This window comes from Streptomyces sp. WAC07094 (assembly GCF_036320405.1).
GTDB classification, from domain to species: domain Bacteria; phylum Actinomycetota; class Actinomycetes; order Streptomycetales; family Streptomycetaceae; genus Streptomyces; species Streptomyces lannensis.
In genome coordinates this window covers 709,396-732,044 of sequence record NZ_JAVMJZ010000001.1, presented here as the reverse complement: position 1 = coordinate 732,044, position 22,649 = coordinate 709,396, and the positions used below count along the sequence as shown (strand labels likewise).

Sequence of the window (22,649 nt, the reverse complement as noted above, 5' to 3'; positions counted from 1 at the left end):
GGAGGATCAACGGAGCGGTTGGGGGCCACCGCTCGGAGCGCCGGGCGCGGGCAGCGCCGTGCCCGGAACGATGAGGTCCGCACGGTCCCTGGTCGTCGCCACCAGGACCGCGTTGCGCTGGTCGGTGCCCAGCACCCACGCCACCGCCGCTCCGTGGTCCTTGCCGAACTCCTCGTGGCGGGCCACCAACCGCCGGATGCGCTCCTCCTCGTCGATCTCGCAGAACCACACCTCGTCCAGCCGTGGGCGGACCCGGCCCCAGGCACCGCTGTCCAGCAGCAGGTAGTTGCCCTCCGTGACGACCAGCCGGACCGCCGGGAGCACCGGGACCGCGCCTGCGATCGGCTGTTCCAGCACGCGCTCGAAACCCGGTGCGTACACGGTCTCCTCGTCCCCGGTCCGCAGCCGATCGAGCAGCGCCGCGTACCCGGCGGCGTCGAAGGTGTCGGGCGCGCCCTTGCGGTCGCGACGGCCCAGGCGGTCGAGTTCCACGTCGGCCAGGTGGAAGCCGTCCATGGGCACGTACGCCACCCACGGCGGCCCGTCGCCGTTCAGCTCCCGCACCACCCGCCGGGCGAGCGTGCTCTTGCCCGCCCCCGGGCTGCCGGTGATGCCGAGGATCGCACGAGGGCCGGGTCCCACCAGGGACGCGGCCCGCTTCAGCAGGTCGTCGAAGTTCATCTGGGTGTGCCGCTCGCTGCCGGGGAGTTGGTCCTCGTCATTGGACCAGAGGCGGCGGCGGATGGCGAGAACGGCATGTCCCGGCCACGCGGTCCGGGATTCGCCGGCGTACGAGTGGGCGTACGGGGAAGGCGCGCTCCGTATGTCCTGCCCGAGTGGGCTCGGCGGCTCGAGAGGACATGAGAAGGAGACCGGGGCGTCGGATGAGCGACTTGCGATCACATCAGGACGACGAGGACACGGAGCTGGAACGTCTGCGGGCCGAGGTCCGGCATCTGCGGGCCCGGTTGCGGGCCCACCCGCTGATCTCCGAGGCCCAGGGGCTGCTGCGCGAACGCTATGTGCTGCCCGACGCGGAAAGCGGATTCGCCCTGCTCCAGCGCGCCTCCCAGCAGTACAACGTCAAGCTGCGGGTCCTTGCGGAAGCCTTGGTGCTCGCCCCGCGCCCGGACCCGCGGCAGGCGCTGTGGTTTCCCCGGAGGGTCCGGCGGCCCGAGCCCCGGCTCACCTTCGACACCGCCCACCGGGCCAGGGGCGGGAACCGGGGCGCGATGCTGAGTGCCGTGCTCAGCCAGACCCTCGCCGTGACGGACGCGGGCATGGGCAACGTCCAGACGGTCGACCGCACGGGAGGCGGTCTGCGGATGGAGAAGCACACCGGACTCTCCGCCGACTTCGTCGACTTCTTCGGCCATGTCGGTGAGGAGGGGACGTCCTGCGCCATGGCCGCCCGCAAAGTCGCACAGATCACCGTCGAGGACGTCGAGACGGACCCGGTGTTCACCGAACCCGCGCGCGAGGCGATCCTGCGGGCCGTCAGCCGCGCCTGCCACAGCGTGCCGTTGACGACGGTGTCCGGGGCGTGCGTGGGGATGGCATCGGCCCATCTCGAGCACCGTGTCCCGGAGCTGACGGCGGCCCAGTCCCGGATTCTCGACCTGGTGGGCCGCGAGGCAGGGGAGTGGCTGGTCTGGTACGACCGCACGGTGGTCATGGACGCCCTGGAGCACCTGCACGAGCTGGGCCGCGTCCTGGGCGGCAAACGGGTCAGACGTTCGTGAGACGCCCCGGCGGCGAGGTGTTCCAGCCACCGCCGTGGCCCGTCCGTGGTGCGCGAGCGTCGAAATGTGGCGCTCGCCACCCACTGTCCGGCCTTCTTCGGGGAAGCTGGCCCTTATGACAGAGCTCGGTCTTCCGGACGGCATCCAGGCCTGCCTCTTCGATCTCGACGGGGTCATCACCAAGACCGCCGTCGTCCACGCGGCCGCGTGGAAGCAGACGTTCGACGACTTTCTGAACCGGCGGGACGGGGACTCCTTCCGGCCCTTCGACGAGGTCGCCGACTACGACGAGTACGTCGACGGGCGCCCCCGCGCCGACGGGGTGCGCACCTTCCTGGAATCCCGGGACATCCACCTGCCCGAGGGCGACTCCGGTGACCCGCCCGAGAGGGAGACCGTCCAGGGTCTCGGCAACCGCAAGAACGAGTTGGTCCTCGAGCTGATCCGGACACGCGGCGTCGACGCCTACGACGGCACGATCAGGTACGTCGAAGCGGTGCGCGCCGCCGGTCTGCGCACGGCCGTGGTCTCCTCCAGCACCAACTGCCGGGACATTCTGCGGTCGATCGGCGCCGAGCAGCTCTTCGACGTGCGCATCGACGGAGTCGTCGCCGCCGAGCGGCAGCTGCCGGGCAAACCGCATCCGGACACCTTCCTCGCCGCCGCCCGGGATCTCGGCGTCGAGGCCAAGGCCGCCGCCGTCTTCGAGGACGCGCTCGCGGGCATGGACGCCGGGCGCTCGGGCCGCTTCGGGTACGTCGTCGGAGTGGACCGGGTCGGCCAGGCGGAAGCGCTGCGCGCCCATGGCGCCGACGTCGTCGTCACGGACCTCGCGGAACTGGGGGAGCGCTCGTGATCACGCACGCGTCCTACACCGTCGACCCCTGGACACTGCGCGAACGGGGACTCCATCTGGAGGTCCTGCCACAGAGCGAGTCCGTGTTCGCACTGTCCAACGGGCATGTGGGCTGGCGCGGCAACCTCGACGAGGGCGAGCCGCACGGGCTGCCCGGCTCCTACCTCAACGGCGTCCACGAACTGCATCCGCTGCCGTACGCGGAGGCGGGATACGGCTATCCCGAGTCCGGGCAGACGGTCATCAACGTCACCAACGGCAAGATCATCCGTCTGCTGGTGGACGACGAGCCCTTCGACCTGCGCTACGGGCTGCTGCGCTCCCACGAGCGAGTGCTCGATCTGCGGGCCGGGACGCTCACCCGTACCTGCGAGTGGACCTCACCGGCCGGCACGACGGTCCGGGTGCGCTCCACCCGGCTCGTCTCCTTCACTCAGCGCGCGATCGCCGCGGTCGCCTACGAGGTGGAGGCCGTCGGCGGTCCGGCCCGGATCGTCGTGCAGTCCGAACTCGTCGCCAATGAGCAACTGCCCGTGCGTGAAGGCGATCCGCGCGCCGCCGTGGTCCTGGACTCCCCGCTGGAGACGGAGGAGCACTTCGCCGAGGACGGCAGGCTGCGGCTGGTGCACCGTACGCGCAGGAGCGGCCTCAGGATCGGTGCCGCGGCCGACCATGTCGTCAGAGGTCCCGAGCCGACCACGACCCAGAGCGAGGCGACCGGTGACCTGGCCCGACTCACCGTCGCCTCCCCGCTGCGGGAGGGCGAGCGGCTGTGCCTGGAGAAGTTCGTCTCGTACGGCTGGTCCGGTACGCGCTCGCTGCCCGCGATCAGCGATCAGGTGGACGCGGCGCTGGCCGCCGCCATGAGCGTCGGCTGGTCCGGTCTGCTCGACGAACAACGCCTCTACCTCGACGACTTCTGGGCGCGCTCGGACGTCGAGGTCGACGGTGACGAGCAGATCCAGCAGGCGGTCCGCTTCGGCCTGTTCCACGTCCTGCAGGCCGGGGCCCGGGCCGAACAGCGCGCGATACCCGCCAAGGGGCTGACCGGCTCCGGCTACGACGGCCACGCGTTCTGGGACACCGAGATGTTCGTGCTGCCGTTGCTCACGTACACCTCGCCCGACGCGGTCGCCGAGGCCCTGCGATGGCGGCAGAACACACTGCCTGCCGCCCGGGAGCGCGCCGTGCAACTGGGGCTGCGCGGTGCGGCGTTCCCCTGGCGGACCATCGCGGGCTCGGAGGGTTCGGCGTACTGGCCGGCCGGCACGGCCGCGTTCCATGTGAACGCCGACATAGCGGATGCCGTCGTCCGCTATGTCGCAGCCACCGGCGACGAACGGTTCGCGCGCGACACCGGGGTCGAACTGCTCGTGGAGACAGCCCGGTTGTGGCGCTCCCTCGGACACCACGACCATCACGGCACGTTCCACATCGACGGCGTGACCGGCCCGGACGAGTACAGCGCGGTCGCCGACGACAACACGTACACGAACCTGATGGCTCGAGCGAACCTGCTGGCGGCGGCCGACGCCGTGGAGCGCCACCCCCGCCGGGCCGAGGAACTGGCCGTCGACGAGGAGGAGAGCGCGGCCTGGCGCGACGCGGCCGAGGCGATGCACGTGCCGTACAACCACGAACTGGGCGTGCACGAACAGCACGCCGGATTCACCCGATACCAGCGGTGGGACTTCGCCGCGACCCGCCCCGACCAGTACCCGCTTCTGCTGAACTTCCCGTACTTCGACCTGTACCGCAAGCAGGTGGTCAAGCAGGCCGACCTGGTGCTGGCGATGTACACCTGCAGCCCGTATTTCGACGCCGAGCACAAGGCGCGCAACTTCGCCTACTACGAGCCCCTCACCGTGCGGGACTCGTCTCTGTCCGCCTGCTGCCAGGCGGTCGTCGCGGCCGAGGCGGGTCATCTGTCCCTGGCCTACGACTATCTGCACGAAGCCGCACTGATGGATCTGCAGGACCTGGAGCACAACACCCGGGACGGTCTGCACATCGCGTCCCTGGCCGGCACCTGGATGGCGCTCGTCGCGGGCTTCGGAGGCATGCGCCACCACGGAGAGAGGATCGAGTTCGCGCCACGTCTGCCGGAGCGGTTCGGTCGTCTCGCCTTCACACTGGAGCTGCGGGGGCGCCGGGTGCGGGTGGACATCCGCAGCAGGGAGGCCACGTACACCCTGGTCGAGGGGGAGCCGCTGGAGATCCACCACCACGGCCAACCGCTCACGGTGGACGCGGACAAGCCGCACACCCGCGACGTCCCTCGCCTCACCCCTCGCCCCGCACCGGAACAGCCGCTGCACCGGCGGCCCAACGGGGCGACCGCCGCACAGAACTGAGGGCGTGGAGGGGCCGCCCACCGGGCCGGGACGACAGCAGGGTGAGCGGCCGCTCGTGACGCAGGAGGCCGCATCGGGCAACCGCCGGCGCCGGGCCCACGGCTCCAGGTGCATGCACAGGATCAGACATCGGACCGGGGTGTTCGTCGGGCAGTCGGCGTTGTTCGGCCGGCTTCAGGCGCGTTGCTGCGCCGTCGCGGTCGCGTTGTTCGCCGGTACGGCGGTCGCGAATGCTGCCGCCGCTGCCGTCGGCCTGAACCGGGGCTCCCGACCCGCGGCCCGGCCGGTGCACGCCGCCGCACCGGATCAGACGCTGTACCCGCCGTCGACCCCCAGCGCCTGCCCGGTGATGAACCCGGCCCGGTCCGAGGCGAGGAACGCGACGGCTTCCGCGACATCGAGGGCGGAGCCGAAGCGGTGCATCGGAATGTTGCGCCGGGCGATGTCGAGCGCTGCCTCGTCGAGTTCGCCGTCCGCGATCAGCCGCGCCGCGTTCCCGTCCGTCAGCATGCCGGGCGCCACACAGTTGACGCGCACGCCGTACCGGCCCTCCTCGGCGGCCAGTGCCCGTGCGACGGCCTCGACCGCGCCTTTCGTACCGGACGAGAGACCGTCGCGCACCGGGAACCGGCGGGTGGCCACCGTGGTGACCGCGACGATGCTGCCCCTGCTCTCCCGCAGCCTCGGCAGCGCGGGATGGACCAGATGGAAGAACGCCATGGCGTCCGCTTCCAGTTGTGCCCGGTACCGGGCAGGCGTGACCCGGCTCAGATGGACCATCGGCACATGCGGGCCCGCCGCGTACACCAGCGTGTGGATGCCGCCGAAAGCGTCCGCGACCTCGTTCACCGCCCGTGCCGTTGGCGTTTCCTCGGTCAGGTCCACTCGGACGGCCAGGCAGCGCCGCCCGCGCTTCTCGACCTCGTCGACGAGAACCGCCGCCCGCTCGTCGTGGGTGCGACAGGTGAACGCCACCTCGCTGCCCCGCTCGGCCAGGAGACCGACCAGTACCGCACCGATGCCTCCCGTTCCGCCCGCCACGAGCGCCGCGCCCGTCCTGCTGGAGAAGTCCGACACCGTACCGCCTCACAATCCGCTCGGTTACCTCAGCATGTAGCGGTGCCGGCCGAGGACTTGAAGACCCGCGGGGACGGGGAACGCACGGGCGGGGGCGTGTTCCCGTCCCTCGGGGCAGACAACGTGTGGGACCGCGGGATGCGGCGGCACGGCGTACGTGGTCCTGGCGAAGGAGTGGACGACGACGTCAGCCGCCGAAGAGCTGCGTCCAGTACGTCCCCGCCCGGCCGCCGCCCGCAAAACCGACGCCCAGGTGGGTGAAGGCCGGCTCGAGGATGTTCGCGCGGTGCCCCGGGCTGTTCATCCATCCGATGACGACCTCGGTGGGGGAACGCTGTCCGCAGGCGATGTTCTCGCCCACCGCGCGGTGCCGGGAGCCCGCCGCGGCGGCCCGGTCCCAGGGCTCGCGGCCCTCGGGCGAGGTGTGCGCGTAGAAGTCGCGGGCCACCATGTCGGCGCTGTGCGCCTGGGCCGCGGCCGTGAGCCGGCGATCGGCGGCCAGTGGGGGCAGTCCCGCGGCGGCCCGCTCGGCATTGGTCAGTGCGAGCACCTCGTCGGCCGTACGGGCCAGTCCGGCGGCTGTGAGGGGGCTGGCCCACAGCGCCGTCCAGTACATGTCGTTCGAGCGCCGTCCGGCGACCCAGGCCACACCGGCGTCGGTGAACCCTGGTGCGCACAGGGTTCGGCGCGACCGCTCGTCGCCGAGGCAGTACTCCACGAACTCGGCCGGGCTGCGGGGTCCGGACACGAGATGCTCGCCGACCGTCAGACAGGCGTAGCCGCTCGCGGTGATCCGCTGGTGCAGGGAGGTGCCGTCCGCGCTCTCGGCGGCGAGTGCGCCGCGGGCGGCCATGTCGGCGGTGTGCGCCCGCGCCGCCGCGGTGAGCCGCGCATCGAGCGTGACCGGAGGCGAACCGGCCCTGATGCGCGCCGCATTGACGAGGACCAGGTAGCCGTCGGGCCCAGGTGCGCCCGGGCCGGGGCGGCGGTCGAGTGCGGGCACCGGCGCCGAGGTGCGCGGTGCAGCCGTGGGCGGGTCCTCCACCACGTCCACCCCGAAGTCCCGGGCCACACCCGCCAGTCCGTCCGCATACCCCTGCCCCAGCGCACGGAGCTTCCAGACCGTGCCCCGCCGGTAGAGCTCGGCGAGCAGCAGAACGGTCTCCCGCTGCGTGCGCTGCGGGGTGAAACGGGCGACCTCGCGGCCGGCGGCGCCGCTGACGTGCAGTGTCGGGGCGGGCAGGGACCCGAGGTGCACGGACGGGTCGGCCGGGCTGACGATCACGGTGACGCGCTCGGCTCCGGCCCGCAAGGCGCCCGGATGCACGGTGAGTTCCCCGCCGGCCAGCCGGACGCCAGGCGCGGACGGCTGGTTGTAGAAGACGAAATCGGCGTCGCCGCGCACCTTTCCGCCGGTATCGGTGACGATCGCCGAGACGTCGAACGGGCCCGGCACGCCGATCGTCACAGAGCCCTCGGGCAGGGGCAGATTGCCGCCGGGAACCAGTTCGTTCATGGTGCCGTCCGCTCGTCCGTACCGCCGCCATGCCGGGTGCGGCCGCGCGGACCGGCACCCGTCAGTCGGACAACGCGCCGTCGCCGCGCCCGGGTTCCCGTACGGGGAGGGCCGAGCGCATCGACCTGAGGGCCAGCAGCAGCACGCCGATGTCGTCCAGATAGACGGGGTCGGGCAGCAGATCGGTCGGCAGCACGAGATACAGGACCGCGCCCCAGAAGACCCATCGGGGGCCGGTCGGCAGCCCGGCGCGACGGAGGTCGCGGCGGGTGCGGACCAGCCGCAGCAGCACGGCGAGCGCCATGCCCAGCAAGGCGGCGGCGAGGACCGCGATGACGGCGATCACGGTCCAGGTCGAGGAGTCCATGTGCAGTTCTCCGGGCATCCGTAGGAGTCGTCCTGATCCTACGGATGCCCGGCTTCGCGGCGGACACTGCCCGAGATCGTCCGAACGGCCCGTCCGGACGCGGAGGAAGTGGCCGCACCCCCAGGGCCTGTCGTTTGGATCATGCCGGTTCGATCGAACGGCTCGGTCGCTGCCGGCCGGCCTGATCCGAACGACGGACCCTCGCCGTCAACGGCACGCGCCCGCCGTGCTGCTCTCCAGCAGCGCCATGCTCACCGCCCGCACGCTGCGTGCGATGTGCTGGAGCTGCATGACCTCGGCGGCGTACAGCCTGATGGTGTGTTCGATGACCGCCTCGGGCAGACCGAGCGCGGGCAGTTCCACGCGGGCCGTCTGCAGCGCCGTCCGGGCCACCCGCATCTCGTGCTGCACCTGGATCCGGGCGTGCCGGGCGAGCAGGACGGGGTGGCGGATCAGCGCCGGATAGCCCGCGTAGCGCGCGGGCACGAGCTCGCGCAGCCACTTGGCGGCCGATCGCTCCCAGTCGTAGCTGCCGGGCGTCTTGACCTGGCACGGCCAGTCCGAGCTGATCGGCGAGTACGTAGTCAAGGCCATGGTCTTCGCTTCCGGGTCACGTCGGCTCGGGTCGGTGCGGCGACATCGGGGGCGGCTCCCGGCCAGGAGATGGCCGGAGCCGCCGCCATGGACACCCGCGCAGCGGGGCCCGGCCGGACACCCCGGCGCCCGTGGGTAGGAGCGGACGGCAGCGGGTGTCCGTACGGCGCGACCCGGAGCTCCGGGCTGCGATCCGCGAGAAGTATTTATATATGCCGCGTGATACGCAAGGACATGGAAAAATTCATTCGGGGTTTGTGGTGAAACGTCCCGCGTGCCAGTCGCCTCCGGGACGGTGGCGCGGACCTTTCGACGAGCCGGGCGGTGAACGAGGGACAGCGGGGCCGTACCGGTGTTCCGCGCTCCACGGGCGGGGCGTCAGTCCCTGAGGAAGAACTGGTGCTGTTCGGCGATCTGCTCGTATTCCTCGAGCCTCGCCTGCGTCCGCTCCGGATCGGCGTCCGTCATCGCCTGCAGAAGGGCCGCGGCCATCACACCCGGGGCGGCGTAGGAGTCGAAGACCAGACGAGAACCGGTGCCCGTCGCGAAGACGACGTCGGCCTCGTCGGCGAGCGGGCCCAGCCCCAGATCCGTGATCAGGGCGACCTTGAGCCCCGCACTGCGTGCCACCCGCACCGCGGTCAGAGTCTCCTGGGCGTGCCGGGGCATCCCGAAGGCCAGCACCCAGGTCCCGCCGGCCTCCCGGGACTGCAGCAGCGAGTCGTAGGCCACGCTGCCGCCGCGTGTGACCAGCCGCACGTCCGGGTGGATGCGCCGCGCCCCGTACGCGAAGTACTCGGCGAGCGAGCCGGAGATCCTCAGGCCCAGCACGGTCAGCGGCGTCGACTCCGACAGCGCGCGGCCGACACGGATCACCTCGTCCGGGTCGGCGAAGTCCCGGCGCAGGTTCTCGAGGTTCTCGATCTCGCCGTCCACGGCTGCCTGCAGTTCGTTGCCGCGATGCTCGGCGGGGGTGCCCGGGCTGCCCAGCGCGCTCAGGGCGATGGCCTGCAGTTTCTCCCGCAACGCGGGGTAACCGCTGAAGCCGACGGCCGTGGCGAAACGCGTCACGGAGGGCTGGCTGACGCCCACCCGCTCGGCCAGGTCCGTGATCGACAGGAAGGCGGCCTCGGTGATGTGCTCGATCAGGTACTGGGCGATCCGGCGGTGCCCCGGGGACAGCCGCGGACCATCGAACAACTCCCTGAGCTGGGACGTCGGTGCAGCGCCGGCCTCCGGGGCCGTCTTGCCCGCAGTGATCGCAGACGCCTGCGCACGTGCCTGCTGGGGCGATGACACCGGACCTCCTCCTGTGTGTCCCGAGAACCTTCAACATAGCTCACGGAAGGCGCTGACCAGGGGCCTTACCGCTCAGATCGCGACAGCTACGGCCGACAGGCGGGCCCGCCGCTTCGGCCGTACCGTCGTGCATGGGGGTATCTGGGGTGGGTACCCGCGTCGGTCACCTGATGAGAGGAGCGGCCGTGAACTCGCCCGTAGCACACGCACCACAGGTCGAAGTGGTGGTCAGCGGCTGTTCGGCGTCGGACGCCGGGAGCCTGTTCGCCGAACTGTGCCGGCATTTCCCCTCGGACCGCAGGGCCGAGGACACGCCCCACGAGACCGCTGGATCCCGGCCCACCATGTGGACCGGCACGTTCGACACCTCGACCCTCCCGGGTACGCCCGAGCGGCAGGTCCCGCCGCCGTCCCTGTCGGGTCCGGTCAAGGCCGAACTGCAGGGTGAGCCCCGCGCGGTGGAGCGGTTGCGCCACGCCCTGGACGAGACGTTCGTCGTCCACCAGCTGGGCGTGGTCGCCGGAGACCAGGAGGTCGACGTCGAGCTGCGGCTGGAGAGCCGGGGCGGGGACTGAACCTCGCTCAGGGCGGACAGAAGGAAGGCTGCCGGGGCCGGAGCGACGATGCGTACCGGGCCGCCCGCCGGTGAGCAGTGGTGCCAGGGCCCTGTCGGCACTCATCGACGCACAGGCCGCACGGGTGTGTGGCCCCGACCCGAGGGAGCAGCCCTGACCACCCAGCCGACCACCTCCCGGAACGCCGCGGACCGCGACGCCCCGTGCCCGCCGCCTCTCGACCCCGAGCTGGCGGCCGTCCTGGAGCCGATCGCCGACCGGCTGCCGCCGGGCTTCCCGCCCGAGGCGATCCCGGAGATCCGCGCGGGTCTGGTCGTGCCCCCACCCACGGACGAGGACCTGGGCCGCGGCGGGGCCTTCGAGATCGAGGAGCGGACGGTGCCGGGACCGCCCGGGGCGCCGGACGTCTCCCTGCTCGTGTGCCGGCCGGTACACGAGCGCGGACCGCTGCCGGCCGTCTACCACATGCACGGCGGGGGCATGATCACCGGCAACAACAGGATGGGCGTCGACGAGATGCTCGACCTGTCCGAGGAACTGGGCCTCGTCGTGGTCTCCGTGGAGTACCGCCTCGCCCCGGAGCACCCGCACCCCGCCCCGGTCGAGGACTGCTACGCCGGTCTGGTGTGGACGGCCGAGAACGCGAGGGAAATCGGCGTCGACCCGGCGCGGATCGTGGTGGCCGGGGGAAGCGCGGGTGGCGGACTCACCGCGGCACTGGCCCTGCTCGCCAGGGACCGGGGCGGTCCCGCCGTCTTCGGCCAGATGCTGCTGTGCCCCATGCTCGACGACCGCAACGACTCCTGCTCCGCCCGGCAGATGGCGGGGCACGGCGTCTGGGACCGCACCGCGAACGAGACCGCCTGGGGTGCGCTGCTGGGCGACGCCCGCGGCGGCCCCGATGTGTCGCCCTATGCCGCACCGGCCCGCGCGACCGATCTGTCCGGCCTGCCGCCCGCGTTCATCGACGTCGGTTCCGCGGAGACCTTCCGGGACGAGGACGTCGCCTATGCGGCCCGGATCTGGCAGGTGGGCGGGCGCGCCGAACTCCATGTGTGGCCGGGCGGGTTCCACGGTTTCGACGGCCTCGCCCCGAAGGCCTCCCTCTCCCGCGAGGCACGTGCGGCCCGGGAGAACTGGCTGCGCAGGCTGCTCAGCACCTGACGCGTCCGGGGCTGCGCCGTCCGGGGCCGGGCGAGCCGCCCGGCCCCGCGCATGACCTCAGCATGAACGGGGGCCGGAGACGTCAGACCGGCCGGACCCGCAGAAACCGCTGCAGCGAGGCCGTCATCGCCACGGCGAAGGACTCGCGGGTCGCCTCGGGCACCCGGTCCAGGGAGAGATACGGGTTCAGGTCCTCCAACTCGACCAGCAGAAGCTCTCCGTCCCGGGTGCGGCAGGCGTCGACGCGCTGGATGCCGTGGTCCAGGGTGTTCCAGTCGATGAAACCCCGGGCGAAGGAGAGGTCGGCCTCCGTCGGCTCGTAGGGTTCGAGGACCCAGCGCCGCTCCGGGTCGGGGGCGTGGAGGGCGTACTGGAAGGCGTCGTCCACGTAGTAGAACGAGACCTCGTAGCGGAAGTCGATCCGCGGCTGCACCAGGATGTCGCCCCAGGCCAGGTCCGGCAGCCGGTCCCACGGCACGAATTCGAGACCGATGGAGTCCGCCCCCGCCTTGGGCTTGACCGCGTACAGGTCGCTGGCGGGCAGCCGTAGAAGGTCCTCCACCCGGTCGACAGTGGGTATGACCGGGTGTCCGGCCCCGGTGAGGTCGAGCAGGTACTGCTTGCCGGCCATGTCCGCCCGGCCGGTGAGCGGGTTGTAGACACGCGTGCCGCGCGCCGTGGCCCGGGCGCGGAAATCGTCGTACTCCCGCTGGTAGTGCAGCACCGGCCCGCTGTTGCGCACCACGACGGCGTCGAAGCCGTCCATCAGCGCCACGGCCTCGAGGGGATGGCACAGGGCGATGTCGAAGTCCGCGCGCAGCCGTGAGGTGAGGGCGATGTCCTCGTCGCAGTAACGCCGGCCGCGGGCCGGGTAGGACAGATCGGTCACGTACAGCAGGCGGGGGCGGGCGGGCATGGGCGGGCTTCTCCTCGGTCGGCGGCCACCAATCTAGTCCGCGGGCCCCGCAGCCCGCTCGCCCCGGCCGGTGGTCGCCCGAAGCCACGGCGCGCAGGACGGGGCGTTCGCGGAACCGGCGGGTGCGGATGACAGACTGGCCGCATGGAAGAGCGAGAATTCGGCAGGTCGGGGCAGCACGCGTCGGTCATCGGCCTCGGTACATGGCAGTTGGGCGCGGACTGGGGCGACGTCGACGACAAGGACGCCCATGAGGTGCTGGAGGCGGCGGCCGAGTCCGGCGTGACCTTCTTCGACACCGCGGACGTGTACGGCGACGGGCGCAGCGAGCAGACCATCGCCGCCTTCCTGCTGGGCAGGCCCGATCTGCATGTGCTGGTGGCGACCAAGATGGGCCGCCGCCTGGACCAGATCCCCGAGAACTACGTCCTGGACAACTTCCGCGCCTGGAACGACCGCTCCCGGCGCAACCTCGGCGTCGACCGCATCGACCTGGTGCAGCTCCACTGCCCGCCGACCCCCGTGTACTCCTCCGACGAGGTCTACGACGCACTCGACACCCTGGTCGAGGAGGGCCGCATCGCCGCGTACGGCGTGAGCGTGGAGACCTGTGACGAGGCGCTGACCGCGATCGCCCGGCCGAACGTGGCGAGCGTGCAGATCATCCTCAACCCGTTCCGGATGAAGCCGCTGCGGGAGGTCCTCCCGGCCGCTCAGCGGGCCGGCGTGGGCATCATCGCCCGGGTGCCGCTCGCCTCCGGCCTGCTGTCCGGCAAGTACACCAAGGACACGGTCTTCGCCGCGAACGACCACCGTTCCTACAACCGGCACGGCGAGGCCTTCGACCAGGGCGAGACGTTCTCCGGCGTCGACTTCGCCACCGGTGTGGAGGCGGCGGCGGAGTTCGCCGCGCTCGCCCCGGAGGGCTTCACCCCGGCCCAGCTGGCGCTGGCCTGGGTCGTCCAGCAGCCCGGAGTGACCACGGTGATCCCGGGCGCGCGCTCGGCGGACCAGGCCCATGCCAACGCGGCCGTCGCCAAGCTTCCCGCACTCCCGCAGGACACCCTGGACGCGATCCGGGACCTCTACGACCGGCGGATCAAGGAGCAGGTCGAGAGCCGCTGGTAGGCGTGTACGGGAGACCGGCCGGCGGCGTGTCCCCGGCCGGTCGGCCCTTGGCCGGCCGTCATCGGCCGTCCGCCGGAAGCGACGGAGCGCGGGTGTTCCACATGGCGTCGTATCGTCCGACGACGACCCGGAGCTCGCGCGCGCTGCGGGGTGACATGGCGTGCAGCACGATCTCCAGGAGAGCGCGGGCTTCCAGGGGATCCTCGCAGCAGTACCAGTGCACATCGCCCGACTCGTGGTCGAGCCACAGCCGGCGCACCGGGAGCTTGACGTAGGCCCCCCACGCGCGAACGGCCCTGGTGACGTCTCCTGGTTGCAGATGGTTCCAGGTGTGCTCGAGGCGGGTGATCTCGGACAGCGCACGCTGTGACAGAGCGTCGACGACCGCCTTTGCGTCGCCGTTCCGGGGCCGCCGGGGAAGGGCGGCTCGGATGTGTCCCGGCCGTCTACGCGGCATGGGCCTTTCGAGTTGTCGTCATGCCGCACATGGTGCCACGACCCGGTTGGGTGCCTCGAACGAATTCCCCTGCCGGCCCGGACGGGTGCGGTTCCCCTCGGAACTGTGCGGGGCTGTCGCCAGGAGCCGCTCACATCATGGCGACGACCGGTGAGCAACTTCCCCCCGGAGCGGCCACCGTCACAGCGCAGGGGACGGTGCCGGCGCCCCGTGTGAGCATGACCGCTGATGCGGCACCGACGCCACGCCGGGGCGCGCATCCCCCGGCCTCGTCCGTCATGCCGTGAGGAAGGAGGCCGCCGTGCGGTATGTCCCGCGTGCGGCTGCCCTCACCCGGTAGGTCGTCTTGGCCCGGTCGACCACCGGGTCGCCGAGCACGATCCGTCCCGCCGCGTGCAGCGCGTCGCACTCCTCCGTGGGCAGCGCCACCGGACGCCCGTCGGACTGCCAGCGGCCCCAGCGGCGCCGCCCGTTGGCGTGCACCGTGAGGAAGACCGGCTCGCGCTGGTTCGTGATCAGGCGCAGCACGTCGGCGGCACGGGCACTGAGCCGAGGGCGCGTCATGGGCGGTCAGCCTTTCGGGGCACGGGCGGCGGCGTCCGGCCGGGGAGTGGCGGATGATCTTCGGTTCGCATTGTTGCCGAGGGCACTGACAGCGTGTGTCCGGCTTGTAGGGACGTCAGTCCGCGCCGTGCGGTTGTCTCCGGGCAATGTGACGACCTTCACCCTGATGTGGCGGAAAGAAGTGAATTCCTTACGCCGTGAAGACGTAAAGGTCTGGGAACAGGCATGCCGAAAAACGCGGAGGTTTCCCGTGCGACCGTTCACCCTCAACTACGCCCGGCCCAGGGTGCTTCCCGCTGTGGTGACGCCGTACCGCTACGACTCCTCGATGCAGTTGAACGTGCTGCCCGACGGCCGTCCCGCCGTGAGCGACCGCGAGCTGCTGCTGGCGGCCGGCACGACGACGTCCACCGCCGGTTCACAGACCCATTTCGACGACTGACGGCGGTACCCGGATGACGGTACTCATCCTCACATCGGAGCAGGACGTGACCGCCGACATGGTGGTGGCGGAGCTGCACCTGCGCAGCGTGCCCGTGATGCGCCTCGATCCCGCGGACGTCCCCGGCAAGGCGGTGCTGTCCGCCGACTACGCCCATGGCGACTTCGACGGCCATCTGTCGGTCAACGGACACGTCCTGAGCATGGGGGGCCTGCGTTCGGTATGGGTGCGCCGGCCGGGCGAGCCGGCTGCGCATGCGAGCGATTCGTCGTCATGGCTGACCGCCGAAACGCGGCAGGCCCTGTACGGCATGCTGTACTCCGCCCCGACACGATGGATGAACCACCCTCGCAACGCCGACCAGGCCCGCTACAAGCTGTGGCAGTTGCGGATCGCCCACCTCAGCGGCTTCGCCGTGCCGCCGACGGCCTTCACCACCGCCCCGAGGGTGGCCCAGCAGTTCGCCGAGGAGTACCGGGACGTGGTCGTGAAGTCGGCCTCGGGACCGCCGCCCGGCGACCCCGCATCGGCGCTGCCGACCACGCTCATCGGACCCGGCGCCGATTTCTCCACCGTCGCGGCCGGACCCGCGCTGCTCCAGCGCTACGTCCCCAAGCGTGCCGACATCAGGTTGACCTGTGTCGGGCCCAGGCTGTTCGGCGCCCGCAAGAGGTCGGCACCCGGACAGGTCGACGGACGGTACGGCGACACGGGGTACGCATGGGAGACCACGGCGGTGCCCGACCGCATCGCGAAGTCCGTGCAGGAGTACCTGGCGTTGTCCGGACTCGCCTATGCCGCCTTCGACTTCGCGGAGGACGAGGACGGACTGTGGTGGTTCCTCGAGTGCAACCAGGCAGGGCAGTTCGGCTTCGTCGAACTGGAGACGGGCCAGCCGATCGCGGAGGCGGTCGCACTGTGGCTCGCCGGGCGTACGGGGGAGCGTCGCGTCCCGGAGAGCCGTGGATGAACCGCCGGTCCGGCCTCATCGGTGATCGGCGTCCCGGCCCCCCTTGTCTTCTGTGGTCCGGTCCGCACGGGGGCGCGGACCGTGCCGCGGAACCGCGGGACGATCGGACGGCGTGGCCTCACAACCCCGTCGGGCGGAAAGTCCGCAGGAAAACCGTCAGCGCCTGCTGGTCGACCGTGCTCCGGGCGTCGGCGGCGGGGGTGGTCCAGCGCAGGGAGAAGCCGCGGCCGTCGCCGACGAGGAAGCCGCGGCCGAAAGTGTGCAAGCGGACCCCGTTCACCGTGGACAGCCACTCCATGTCCGCGCCCCTGTAGCCCCGGTAGGTGACGGGCCTGATGTCGCCCAGGCGTGCGTAGTCGGCGTACGTGCCCTTCAGCGACGGCTCCAGGCTCTGCCATACGGCCACCGGGTCCGGGGCGAGGCGCACGCCGGAGGTGACCGTCAGCGTGCGCGGATCCCCGCTCGCGCCGAACGTCACCCGGTAGGTGTCTTCAGCGGCGCTCTCCGTACGGATGCGTTCCCATCCCTGCGGCAGGTCGACGGAGAAGCCCTCCGGTGCCACGTGGCGGCCGAAGCCCGCGCTCGGATCCCCGGTGGCGCCGGAGGACGGGGGAGGCGTCCGCCGATCGGCGCCGCCGCCCGTCGGATCGGCAGGCACCGTGGGCGCTCCGGAGCGTGAAGGACCGGTACCGGCCGCCGAGGTGCCGCCGTCCGGTCGGCCCACCGCTACGAGGAGGGCCACGGAGGCCGCGACCACAAGACCGGCGCCCACCAGCACCGAGCGGCGCACCGACGGTCCGCCCCCTGCCCGCCCCGCTCGCCGGACGAACGGCCACGCGTTTCGAAGACGCGGCAGCGGCGTCTCGTGCGTGGGCTCGTCCGGTTCCTCGTTCAGGACGCGCGTGAGCGAGGCGCGCACGGCCGGTTCCGGCACCCGCTCCAGGGCGTCGCGGCGCAGCAGACCCGTGACGGCGGGAGCGAGCGGACCGGCGTTCACCGGGTGGCGGAACGGCAGCCGGTCGACCGCGCGCAGCGTCGACTCGACCGGCCCCCGGTCCTTGACCGGCGCACGGCCCTCCACCATCGCGTACAACAGCGCTCCCAGTGCCCACTGGTCCGCCGCCGGTCCCGCGCTCGACCCACGGGCCTGCTCGGGGGAGGCGTACGCGGGGGCGGTGACCCGCTGGGTGACAGAGGCGCCGATCAGCCCGAAGCCCGTCACCACGACGGTGCCGCCCTCCCGCACGAACACCTGGCCGGGGCTCAGGTCTCCATGGGTCGCCCCGCGGCGGTGGGCGGCCTCCAGCACATCGAGGATGCCGAGGCCGATCCTGGCGGCCCACACATGGTCGAGGGGGCCGCGGGCCAGGATCACCCCCAGAGGTGTGCCGTCGATCCGCTCGGTCACGGTCCACAGGTCGCCGTGGTCCTCGACGACGTCGAGCACCACGGCCACCCGGCCGGGACACAGCAGTTCCATGGCCCCCGAGTCGTGCAGGATCCGGGCGACGGTGCGCCGCACGGTGTCCTCGGACCGAACGGGTGCCAGGCGCGACCCCGTGAGCGACACCGGCCGTCCGGACTCCACGTCCTCACCGACCCAGACGGACCGTCCCTCCTCCTCGTGGACGGCCTCGAGCGCCCGGTACCGCCCGGCGATCAACTCTTGTGTGTGGAGCTGCCCGTGGTCCATCGTCATCCTTCGCTGCGCACCGGACTCTCCGTTTCCCGGTTGTACGGCGGACGTGACGGTGGGTGTTCAAAGAAAGGCGATTTCCACGGCGGTATTTTCCCCGGCGGCGCCGTCGTCCGCTTGTACGTGCGAAAACACGGCTCTTGACTACCCGTCAGTAGGTTACCTATGGTTACTGCCGCCACCCGCGCCGATGTACGACTCGGCGAACGCGGCCGCCGCGACAGGGGAGTCGAACAGCCGCCGCAGCCGGGCACCGGCGTTGCCGGCCCGGAAGGGGTCCTGCGAGGACGGCCCGTGCAGCAGCTCCGCGAACCACTCGGAGAACTCCTGGTATTCCCACACCCGGCGCAGACAGGCGGCGGAGTAGCCGCGCAGCCCGCCGGTGTCGCCCTCGTGGAAGTACGCGACGAGGGCGTCGGCGAGCGTCAGCGCGTCGTACAGGGCCAGGTTCATGCCCTTCGCGGCGATGGGTGCCACCAGATGGGCGGCGTCGCCCGCAAGGAACAGCCTTCCGTACGTCATGGGCTGCACCACGTAGTTGTGCATGTCCAGCACACGTTTCTCGATCAACCGCCCCTCGGTCAGCGGTGCGGCACCCGCCACGGACAGCCGCGTGCGCAGTTCGGACCAGACCCGCTCGTGCGACCAGTTCGCGGCGTCGTCGCCCGGTGGGCACTCGAGGTAGTAGCGCGTGACCTGCGGGCCGCGGGCCATGTGCGCGGCGAAACCGCGGGGATGGACCCCGAAGACCACGCAGTCCGACGACGGCGGGGCCTCCGCGAGCAGAGCCAGCCAGCCCACGCCGTAGTCCAGCCGCGCCGTGTGCGCGCGCTCGGGCGGCAGCGAGGCCCGGGTCACGCCGCGGGCGCCGTCGCAGCCGGCGATCACATCGCAGGTGATCCGGCGGCGTTCGCCCGAGTCGGGGTCCGTGTACGACACCGAAGGCGTCTCACCGTCGACGTCGTGCAACTCCACGTCGCGGACGCCGAACCGGATGTCGCCGCCCTTGACGTCCGCGTACTCCCGGACCAGGTCGGTGACGAGCAGCGGCTGCGGATAGACGAAGTGGCGGTGGCCGGACACCTGCGTGTAGCCGAACCTGTGGCGCTCGCCGCCGATGCGGAACTCGCACTCCGTGTGCGTCTGCGCCTGTTCCAGCAGGCGAACGGCCAGTCCGTGGCGCTCCAGCGCGTGGACCGCCCATTCCTCGATGAACCCGGCGCGGGGCCGTTGTTCGATGAACGGCCTGCTCTCGGCCTCGAGGACGACACAGTCGACACGGGCGCTCCGCAGGACGTTGGCGAGAGCCAGCCCGGCGGGTCCCGCACCGACTATGACGACGGGGACGTGCCGACCGGATGGGGGGAACGGTGTGGGGGAAGAGTCGATCACCCGATCATTATGGCGGTGCACCGTCAACCATCCCACGCCGCGGCCGAGTTGGGGCAGGCCCCGCGACACCGATCCGCGCTGTGGACAGGCCGGGCCCCCGGCGGAAGGATGGCGCGTACAGCGAACCGCTGTCGCGACCGTCCGACCGCAGCGTTCCAGGAGGCCAGCCGCATGAGGTCCCGCCCGTTGCCCGTCAGTACCCCCGCCGAGCAAGGGGTGGACGCCCGCGGGATCCAGGCGTTCCTCGATGCGGTCGAGACGGCTTCCGACATCGAGCCCCACAGCCTCATGATCCTGCGCCACGGCCACCTGGTCGCCTCGGGCTGGTGGGCGCCGTACACCGCCGGACGCCTGCAGTTGCTGTACTCCCTCAGCAAGAGCTTCACCTCGACTGCGGCCGGAGTGGCCGTCGCCGAAGGACTGCTCGATCTCGACGCACCCGTCATCTCGTACTTCCCGGAATTCCAGGCGGACATCACCGACCCGCGCAGCCGCGCGATGCTGGTCCGGCACATCGCCTCCATGGCCAGCGGGCACCTCGCCGAGACCGACACCGAGGCCTTCGGGCGTGACCGCGCCGAACCCGTGCGCGGCTTCCTGCTGATCCCCCCGGACCGCGATCCCGGTACCGTCTTCGCGTACAACCAGCCCACGACCTACACGCTGGCCGCACTCGTACAGCGGCTGTCCGGCCAGTCGTTGACCGAGTACCTGCGCCCGAGGATCCTCGACCCGCTGGGCATCGGCGAGATCTCCTGGATCCAGCATCCGAGAGGCCGGGACCTCGGATTCAGCGGACTGCACGCCACCACGGACGCGATCGCCCGGCTGGGGCTGCTGTACCTGCGGGACGGCGTCTGGGAGGGGAGGCGGCTGCTGCCGTCCTCGTGGGTGGCGCAGGCGTCCCGGTCGCACATCTCCAACGCCGACGGGACGGCCGAGGGCGCCGCCTCGGACTGGCAGCAGGGGTACGGCTTCCAGTTCTGGATGTCACGGCACGGGTACCGGGGAGACGGGGCCTACGGTCAGTTCTGCATCGTCCTGCCCGAGCACGACACCGTCATCGCGATGACCGCGGCGACCCGGCAGACGCAGAAACTCCTCGACGCGATGTGGCGTCATCTGCTGCCCGCCCTCGGCTCCGCACCGCTCGCCGGCCGCGCCGAGGAGGACAAGGTTCTCCAGGAGCGCCTCGACCGGCTGGCACTGCCACCGGTGGCCGCCGACCCCGGGCCGCCGGCCGCCCCGGGCTCCTGGCGGGACGCCCGTTTCACGCCCTCGGGCGGCCACTCGGCGGACCAGCCGACGCTGACGGAGGTCGAGGTCACCACCGCATACGGCGCCTGGACGGTGACACTCGTGGAAGGCGAGGAGCGTCTCGCCCTGCGCCTTCCCGACTCGGGATGGGCCGTCGACGAGGGCGCGATCCCCACGGCGGTGAGCGGTGGCTGGACCGCCCCGGACACCCTGCGAGTCGACGTCGTCTTCCTGGAGACGCCGCACCGTCTGACGGTGAAATGCGCACTGGACGACCGCACCTTCACGGCCCGTTGGCACACGACCCCCCTTCGCGGCGGCCCGCTGCGCCGCTGTCGGGCGCCCGTCATCTCCCGGGAGGGCTCGGCACCACGCGGATGACGGCGGCGGTGACGTTGTCCGCGCCGCCCGCCCGAAGGGCGTGGCCGACCAGTGTGCGGGCGTCTGTACACGCGTCCGGAGCGTGCCCTGCCAGAGCCGACCGAAGCCCGGCGGCATCGGGCAGACACCGCCACAGTCCGTCCGTGCAGAGCAGCAGACGACCGGCCACGAGGGGCCGGTAGCCCCGGACCTGTGGAGTCACCGGTCCCGCGTCCGCGCCCAGCCAGGCGGTCAGCGCGTCGTTCCGGCCGATGTCGTCCTCGGTCATCGCCATGCCCGGGCCCTCGTCGGGCAGCCAGTAGGCCCGGCTGTCACCGACCCAGGCGCTCCAGACGCCCTCGGGGCCGGCCACACCCGCGACGAACGTGCAGGCGGGTGCGTCCTCCTCGGACGAGGCCAGGGCGGTCACCGCCCGGCCCGCACGAACGGCTGCCTCGTGGAGCGCCACCTCCGGCAGCGCGTCCTCCCGCAACCGTGCGGCCAGGACCGATGCGGCGGTCTCGGTCGCGACCCGCGCCGCCCGCTCCGGCCGTGGAGACATGGACACCCCGTCGCACACGACCCCGACCGTCCACACACCGGCGCCCGCGAGCGCCACGGCGTCCGCGTTGATCTCCCGTTTCAGACCCCGGTCGCTGACCCCGGCCGCATCCCTGCCCGATGTGATCTCCACATGTGCGCGGAATGCGGGCTGCGCCGCGCCGCAGTGCCAGCAGACACCGTCGGGGGCCACCGTTCCGCCGCAGCGGACACACCCCATGTTCTCGACCATCGAGGGGGCATCCTGCCATGTCCCCGATCAGCGCAGCCCGAAGCGGTCGGCCCACCCCATGATGTCCGCGACGGTCGCGTTGCGGCCGCAGACCACCAGACCCAGCCGGGCCCCGTCGCCGACACGCTCCCGCACCTGCCGGGCCGCGGGGAGCAGGCAGCCCGCGGCGGGCTCCGCCCACACCCCGGCGTGCTCGGCCAGTTCCAGACTGCCGCGGACCGCGTCCCGGTCCGACACCAGCAGGACCTCGGTGACCAGGGTCGACGCATGGTCGTACGTCAACTGGGAGACCGAGGGTGCACTCAGCGTGGTCACGACCGAGGACAGCTCGACCGGTACCGGACCGCCCGCCGCCAGTGCGCGGGACATGGCCTGCGCACCCTCCGTCTCCACCCCCCACACACGGATACCGGGCCGCAGGGCGTGCAGCGCCGTGGCCACGCCCGTGATGAGCCCGCCGCCCCCGACACTCACCAGGACGTCGGTCAGTTCGCCGGCGTCCTCGGCGAACTCGAGGCCGACGGTGCCCTGTCCGGCGATCACCTCCGGGTCGTCGAACGGGTGCACAAGAGTGAGTCCTTCGCCCCGCAACCGCGCGGTGAGCGCGAACGCCTCGTCCATCCCGTCCGTCAGATGCAGCGAGGCCCCCGCCGACTCCACGATCTCGACCGATCGTGCGGGCGCGGTCCGCGGCATCACGACCGTCGCCTTCACCTCCAGGGCGGCTGCCATGACGGCGAGCGCGATCCCGTGGTTGCCACCGCTGACCGCCACCACTCCCGCGGCCCGCTCCCGCTCGCCGAGCGTGAGCAGCCGCGCCGTCGCGCCCCGCGCCTTGAAGGAACCGGTGCGCTGCAGCAGTTCGAGCTTGGCGGTCACAGGGGCGCCGAGCAGCGCGGTGAGCCCGGGGCTCTCCACCGTCGGCGTGCGTACGACGTGCCCGGCGATGCGCTCCGCGGCCGCGTGAATGTCCGAGATCCCGATCAACGCCCCTACCTCCCATGACAGTTCCATCCGCCACGATGCGGCTGTCGTTCCGCCTCCACCCTCGCATGTGCGGGCGCGGGAAATCCGGTGACCGCGACTTCCGGGCCCGCCGGCTCTCTGGAGAAGGGGGGGAACACCCTGTC

22 protein-coding genes are annotated in these 22,649 nt (G+C 71.8%); 9 read left to right on the top strand and 13 right to left on the bottom strand.

Translation table 11 applies throughout. The features are described from left to right. Positions 1-6: 6 nt before the first annotated feature. The gene (locus RCR19_RS03270) at positions 7-681 is read right to left on the bottom strand and encodes a nucleoside/nucleotide kinase family protein (RefSeq protein WP_331263666.1); all 675 of its coding nucleotides are present in this window, start codon (positions 679-681) and stop codon (positions 7-9) included. A 203-nt stretch (positions 682-884) separates the two neighbouring features. Here RCR19_RS03270 and RCR19_RS03265 point away from each other — a divergent pair, with 203 nt between their 5' ends. The 3 genes from RCR19_RS03265 (at position 885) to RCR19_RS03255 (ending at position 4,952) form a co-directional block, all read left to right on the top strand. Continuing rightward, the gene (locus RCR19_RS03265) at positions 885-1,742 is read left to right on the top strand and encodes an ANTAR domain-containing protein (protein WP_331263665.1); all 858 of its coding nucleotides are present in this window, start codon (positions 885-887) and stop codon (positions 1,740-1,742) included. A gap of 115 nt (positions 1,743-1,857) precedes the next feature. After that, on the top strand, positions 1,858-2,598 hold the full coding sequence (locus RCR19_RS03260; RefSeq protein ID WP_331263664.1) for a beta-phosphoglucomutase family hydrolase: 741 nt from the start codon (positions 1,858-1,860) through the stop codon (positions 2,596-2,598). Further along, a complete protein-coding gene (locus RCR19_RS03255) occupies positions 2,595-4,952 on the top strand; it encodes a glycosyl hydrolase family 65 protein (protein WP_331263663.1) in 2,358 nt (785 codons plus the stop codon). Before RCR19_RS03260 ends, RCR19_RS03255 begins: the two co-directional genes overlap by 4 nt. Positions 4,953-5,258: 306 nt before the next feature. Here the strand turns inward: RCR19_RS03255 and RCR19_RS03250 are convergent, their stop codons facing one another. From RCR19_RS03250 to RCR19_RS03230, 5 genes are all read right to left on the bottom strand, one after another. Further along, positions 5,259-6,029, bottom strand: coding sequence for an SDR family oxidoreductase (locus RCR19_RS03250; protein WP_331263662.1), 771 nt, complete (start codon positions 6,027-6,029; stop codon positions 5,259-5,261). Between the two features lie 187 nt (positions 6,030-6,216). Beyond that, positions 6,217-7,545 carry a CAP domain-containing protein gene (locus RCR19_RS03245; protein ID WP_331263661.1) on the bottom strand — a complete coding sequence of 443 codons (1,329 nt, stop codon included), beginning with the start codon at positions 7,543-7,545 and terminating at the stop codon, positions 6,217-6,219. A gap of 61 nt (positions 7,546-7,606) precedes the next feature. Next, positions 7,607-7,912 (bottom strand): YkvA family protein, encoded by a 306-nt coding sequence (locus RCR19_RS03240; RefSeq protein ID WP_059128195.1) that lies wholly within the window; start codon positions 7,910-7,912, stop codon positions 7,607-7,609. Between the two features lie 207 nt (positions 7,913-8,119). After that, complete coding sequence (locus RCR19_RS03235) at positions 8,120-8,506, bottom strand: hypothetical protein (protein WP_331263660.1); 387 nt, start codon at positions 8,504-8,506, stop codon at positions 8,120-8,122. Positions 8,507-8,884: 378 nt separating this feature from the next. Then, positions 8,885-9,805 carry a MurR/RpiR family transcriptional regulator gene (locus tag RCR19_RS03230; RefSeq protein WP_331263659.1) on the bottom strand — a complete coding sequence of 307 codons (921 nt, stop codon included), beginning with the start codon at positions 9,803-9,805 and terminating at the stop codon, positions 8,885-8,887. A 185-nt stretch (positions 9,806-9,990) separates the two neighbouring features. Between RCR19_RS03230 and RCR19_RS03225 the strand changes: the two genes are divergently transcribed. Continuing rightward, complete coding sequence (locus RCR19_RS03225; RefSeq protein WP_331263658.1) at positions 9,991-10,380, top strand: hypothetical protein; 390 nt, start codon at positions 9,991-9,993, stop codon at positions 10,378-10,380. A 48-nt stretch (positions 10,381-10,428) separates the two neighbouring features. Beyond that, positions 10,429-11,544 carry an alpha/beta hydrolase gene (locus RCR19_RS03220; protein ID WP_331263657.1) on the top strand — a complete coding sequence of 372 codons (1,116 nt, stop codon included), beginning with the start codon at positions 10,429-10,431 and terminating at the stop codon, positions 11,542-11,544. 82 nt (positions 11,545-11,626) lie between these two features. On the opposite strand, the gene RCR19_RS03215 is transcribed toward RCR19_RS03220, so the two are convergent. Continuing rightward, positions 11,627-12,460 carry a hypothetical protein gene (locus tag RCR19_RS03215; protein WP_331263656.1) on the bottom strand — a complete coding sequence of 278 codons (834 nt, stop codon included), beginning with the start codon at positions 12,458-12,460 and terminating at the stop codon, positions 11,627-11,629. 144 nt (positions 12,461-12,604) lie between these two features. Between RCR19_RS03215 and RCR19_RS03210 the strand changes: the two genes are divergently transcribed. Next, positions 12,605-13,588, top strand: a complete 984-nt coding sequence (locus RCR19_RS03210; RefSeq protein ID WP_331263655.1) for an aldo/keto reductase — start codon at positions 12,605-12,607, stop codon at positions 13,586-13,588. 58 nt (positions 13,589-13,646) lie between these two features. On the opposite strand, the gene RCR19_RS03205 is transcribed toward RCR19_RS03210, so the two are convergent. Both RCR19_RS03205 and RCR19_RS03200 read right to left on the bottom strand, forming a co-directional pair. After that, positions 13,647-14,045, bottom strand: coding sequence for a hypothetical protein (locus tag RCR19_RS03205; protein WP_331263654.1), 399 nt, complete (start codon positions 14,043-14,045; stop codon positions 13,647-13,649). 276 nt (positions 14,046-14,321) lie between these two features. Beyond that, positions 14,322-14,609, bottom strand: a complete 288-nt coding sequence (locus RCR19_RS03200) for a hypothetical protein (RefSeq protein ID WP_059128067.1) — start codon at positions 14,607-14,609, stop codon at positions 14,322-14,324. 250 nt (positions 14,610-14,859) lie between these two features. Here RCR19_RS03200 and tgmA point away from each other — a divergent pair, with 250 nt between their 5' ends. Continuing rightward, entirely contained in the window at positions 14,860-15,051 is a 192-nt protein-coding gene (gene tgmA / locus RCR19_RS03195; protein ID WP_059128068.1) for a putative ATP-grasp-modified RiPP, read from the top strand. 13 nt (positions 15,052-15,064) lie between these two features. Then, a complete protein-coding gene (locus RCR19_RS03190; protein ID WP_331263653.1) occupies positions 15,065-16,021 on the top strand; it encodes an MvdC/MvdD family ATP grasp protein in 957 nt (318 codons plus the stop codon). Between the two features lie 118 nt (positions 16,022-16,139). Here the strand turns inward: RCR19_RS03190 and RCR19_RS03185 are convergent, their stop codons facing one another. Continuing rightward, positions 16,140-17,714 carry a protein kinase gene (locus tag RCR19_RS03185; protein ID WP_331263652.1) on the bottom strand — a complete coding sequence of 525 codons (1,575 nt, stop codon included), beginning with the start codon at positions 17,712-17,714 and terminating at the stop codon, positions 16,140-16,142. 162 nt (positions 17,715-17,876) lie between these two features. Further along, positions 17,877-19,109: a 4-hydroxybenzoate 3-monooxygenase gene (locus tag RCR19_RS03180; RefSeq protein WP_331263651.1), complete on the bottom strand. Its 1,233-nt coding sequence runs from the start codon at positions 19,107-19,109 to the stop codon at positions 17,877-17,879. A 171-nt stretch (positions 19,110-19,280) separates the two neighbouring features. Here RCR19_RS03180 and RCR19_RS03175 point away from each other — a divergent pair, with 171 nt between their 5' ends. Beyond that, positions 19,281-20,747 (top strand): serine hydrolase domain-containing protein, encoded by a 1,467-nt coding sequence (locus RCR19_RS03175; protein WP_331263650.1) that lies wholly within the window; start codon positions 19,281-19,283, stop codon positions 20,745-20,747. Here the strand turns inward: RCR19_RS03175 and RCR19_RS03170 are convergent. Then, positions 20,713-21,519: a PP2C family protein-serine/threonine phosphatase gene (locus tag RCR19_RS03170; RefSeq protein WP_331263649.1), complete on the bottom strand. Its 807-nt coding sequence runs from the start codon at positions 21,517-21,519 to the stop codon at positions 20,713-20,715. The two genes, RCR19_RS03175 and RCR19_RS03170, sit on opposite strands and share 35 nt — an antisense overlap. Before the next feature lie 27 nt (positions 21,520-21,546). Then, complete coding sequence (locus RCR19_RS03165) at positions 21,547-22,506, bottom strand: threonine/serine dehydratase (protein ID WP_331263648.1); 960 nt, start codon at positions 22,504-22,506, stop codon at positions 21,547-21,549. Between the last annotated feature and the right edge of the window lie 143 nt (positions 22,507-22,649).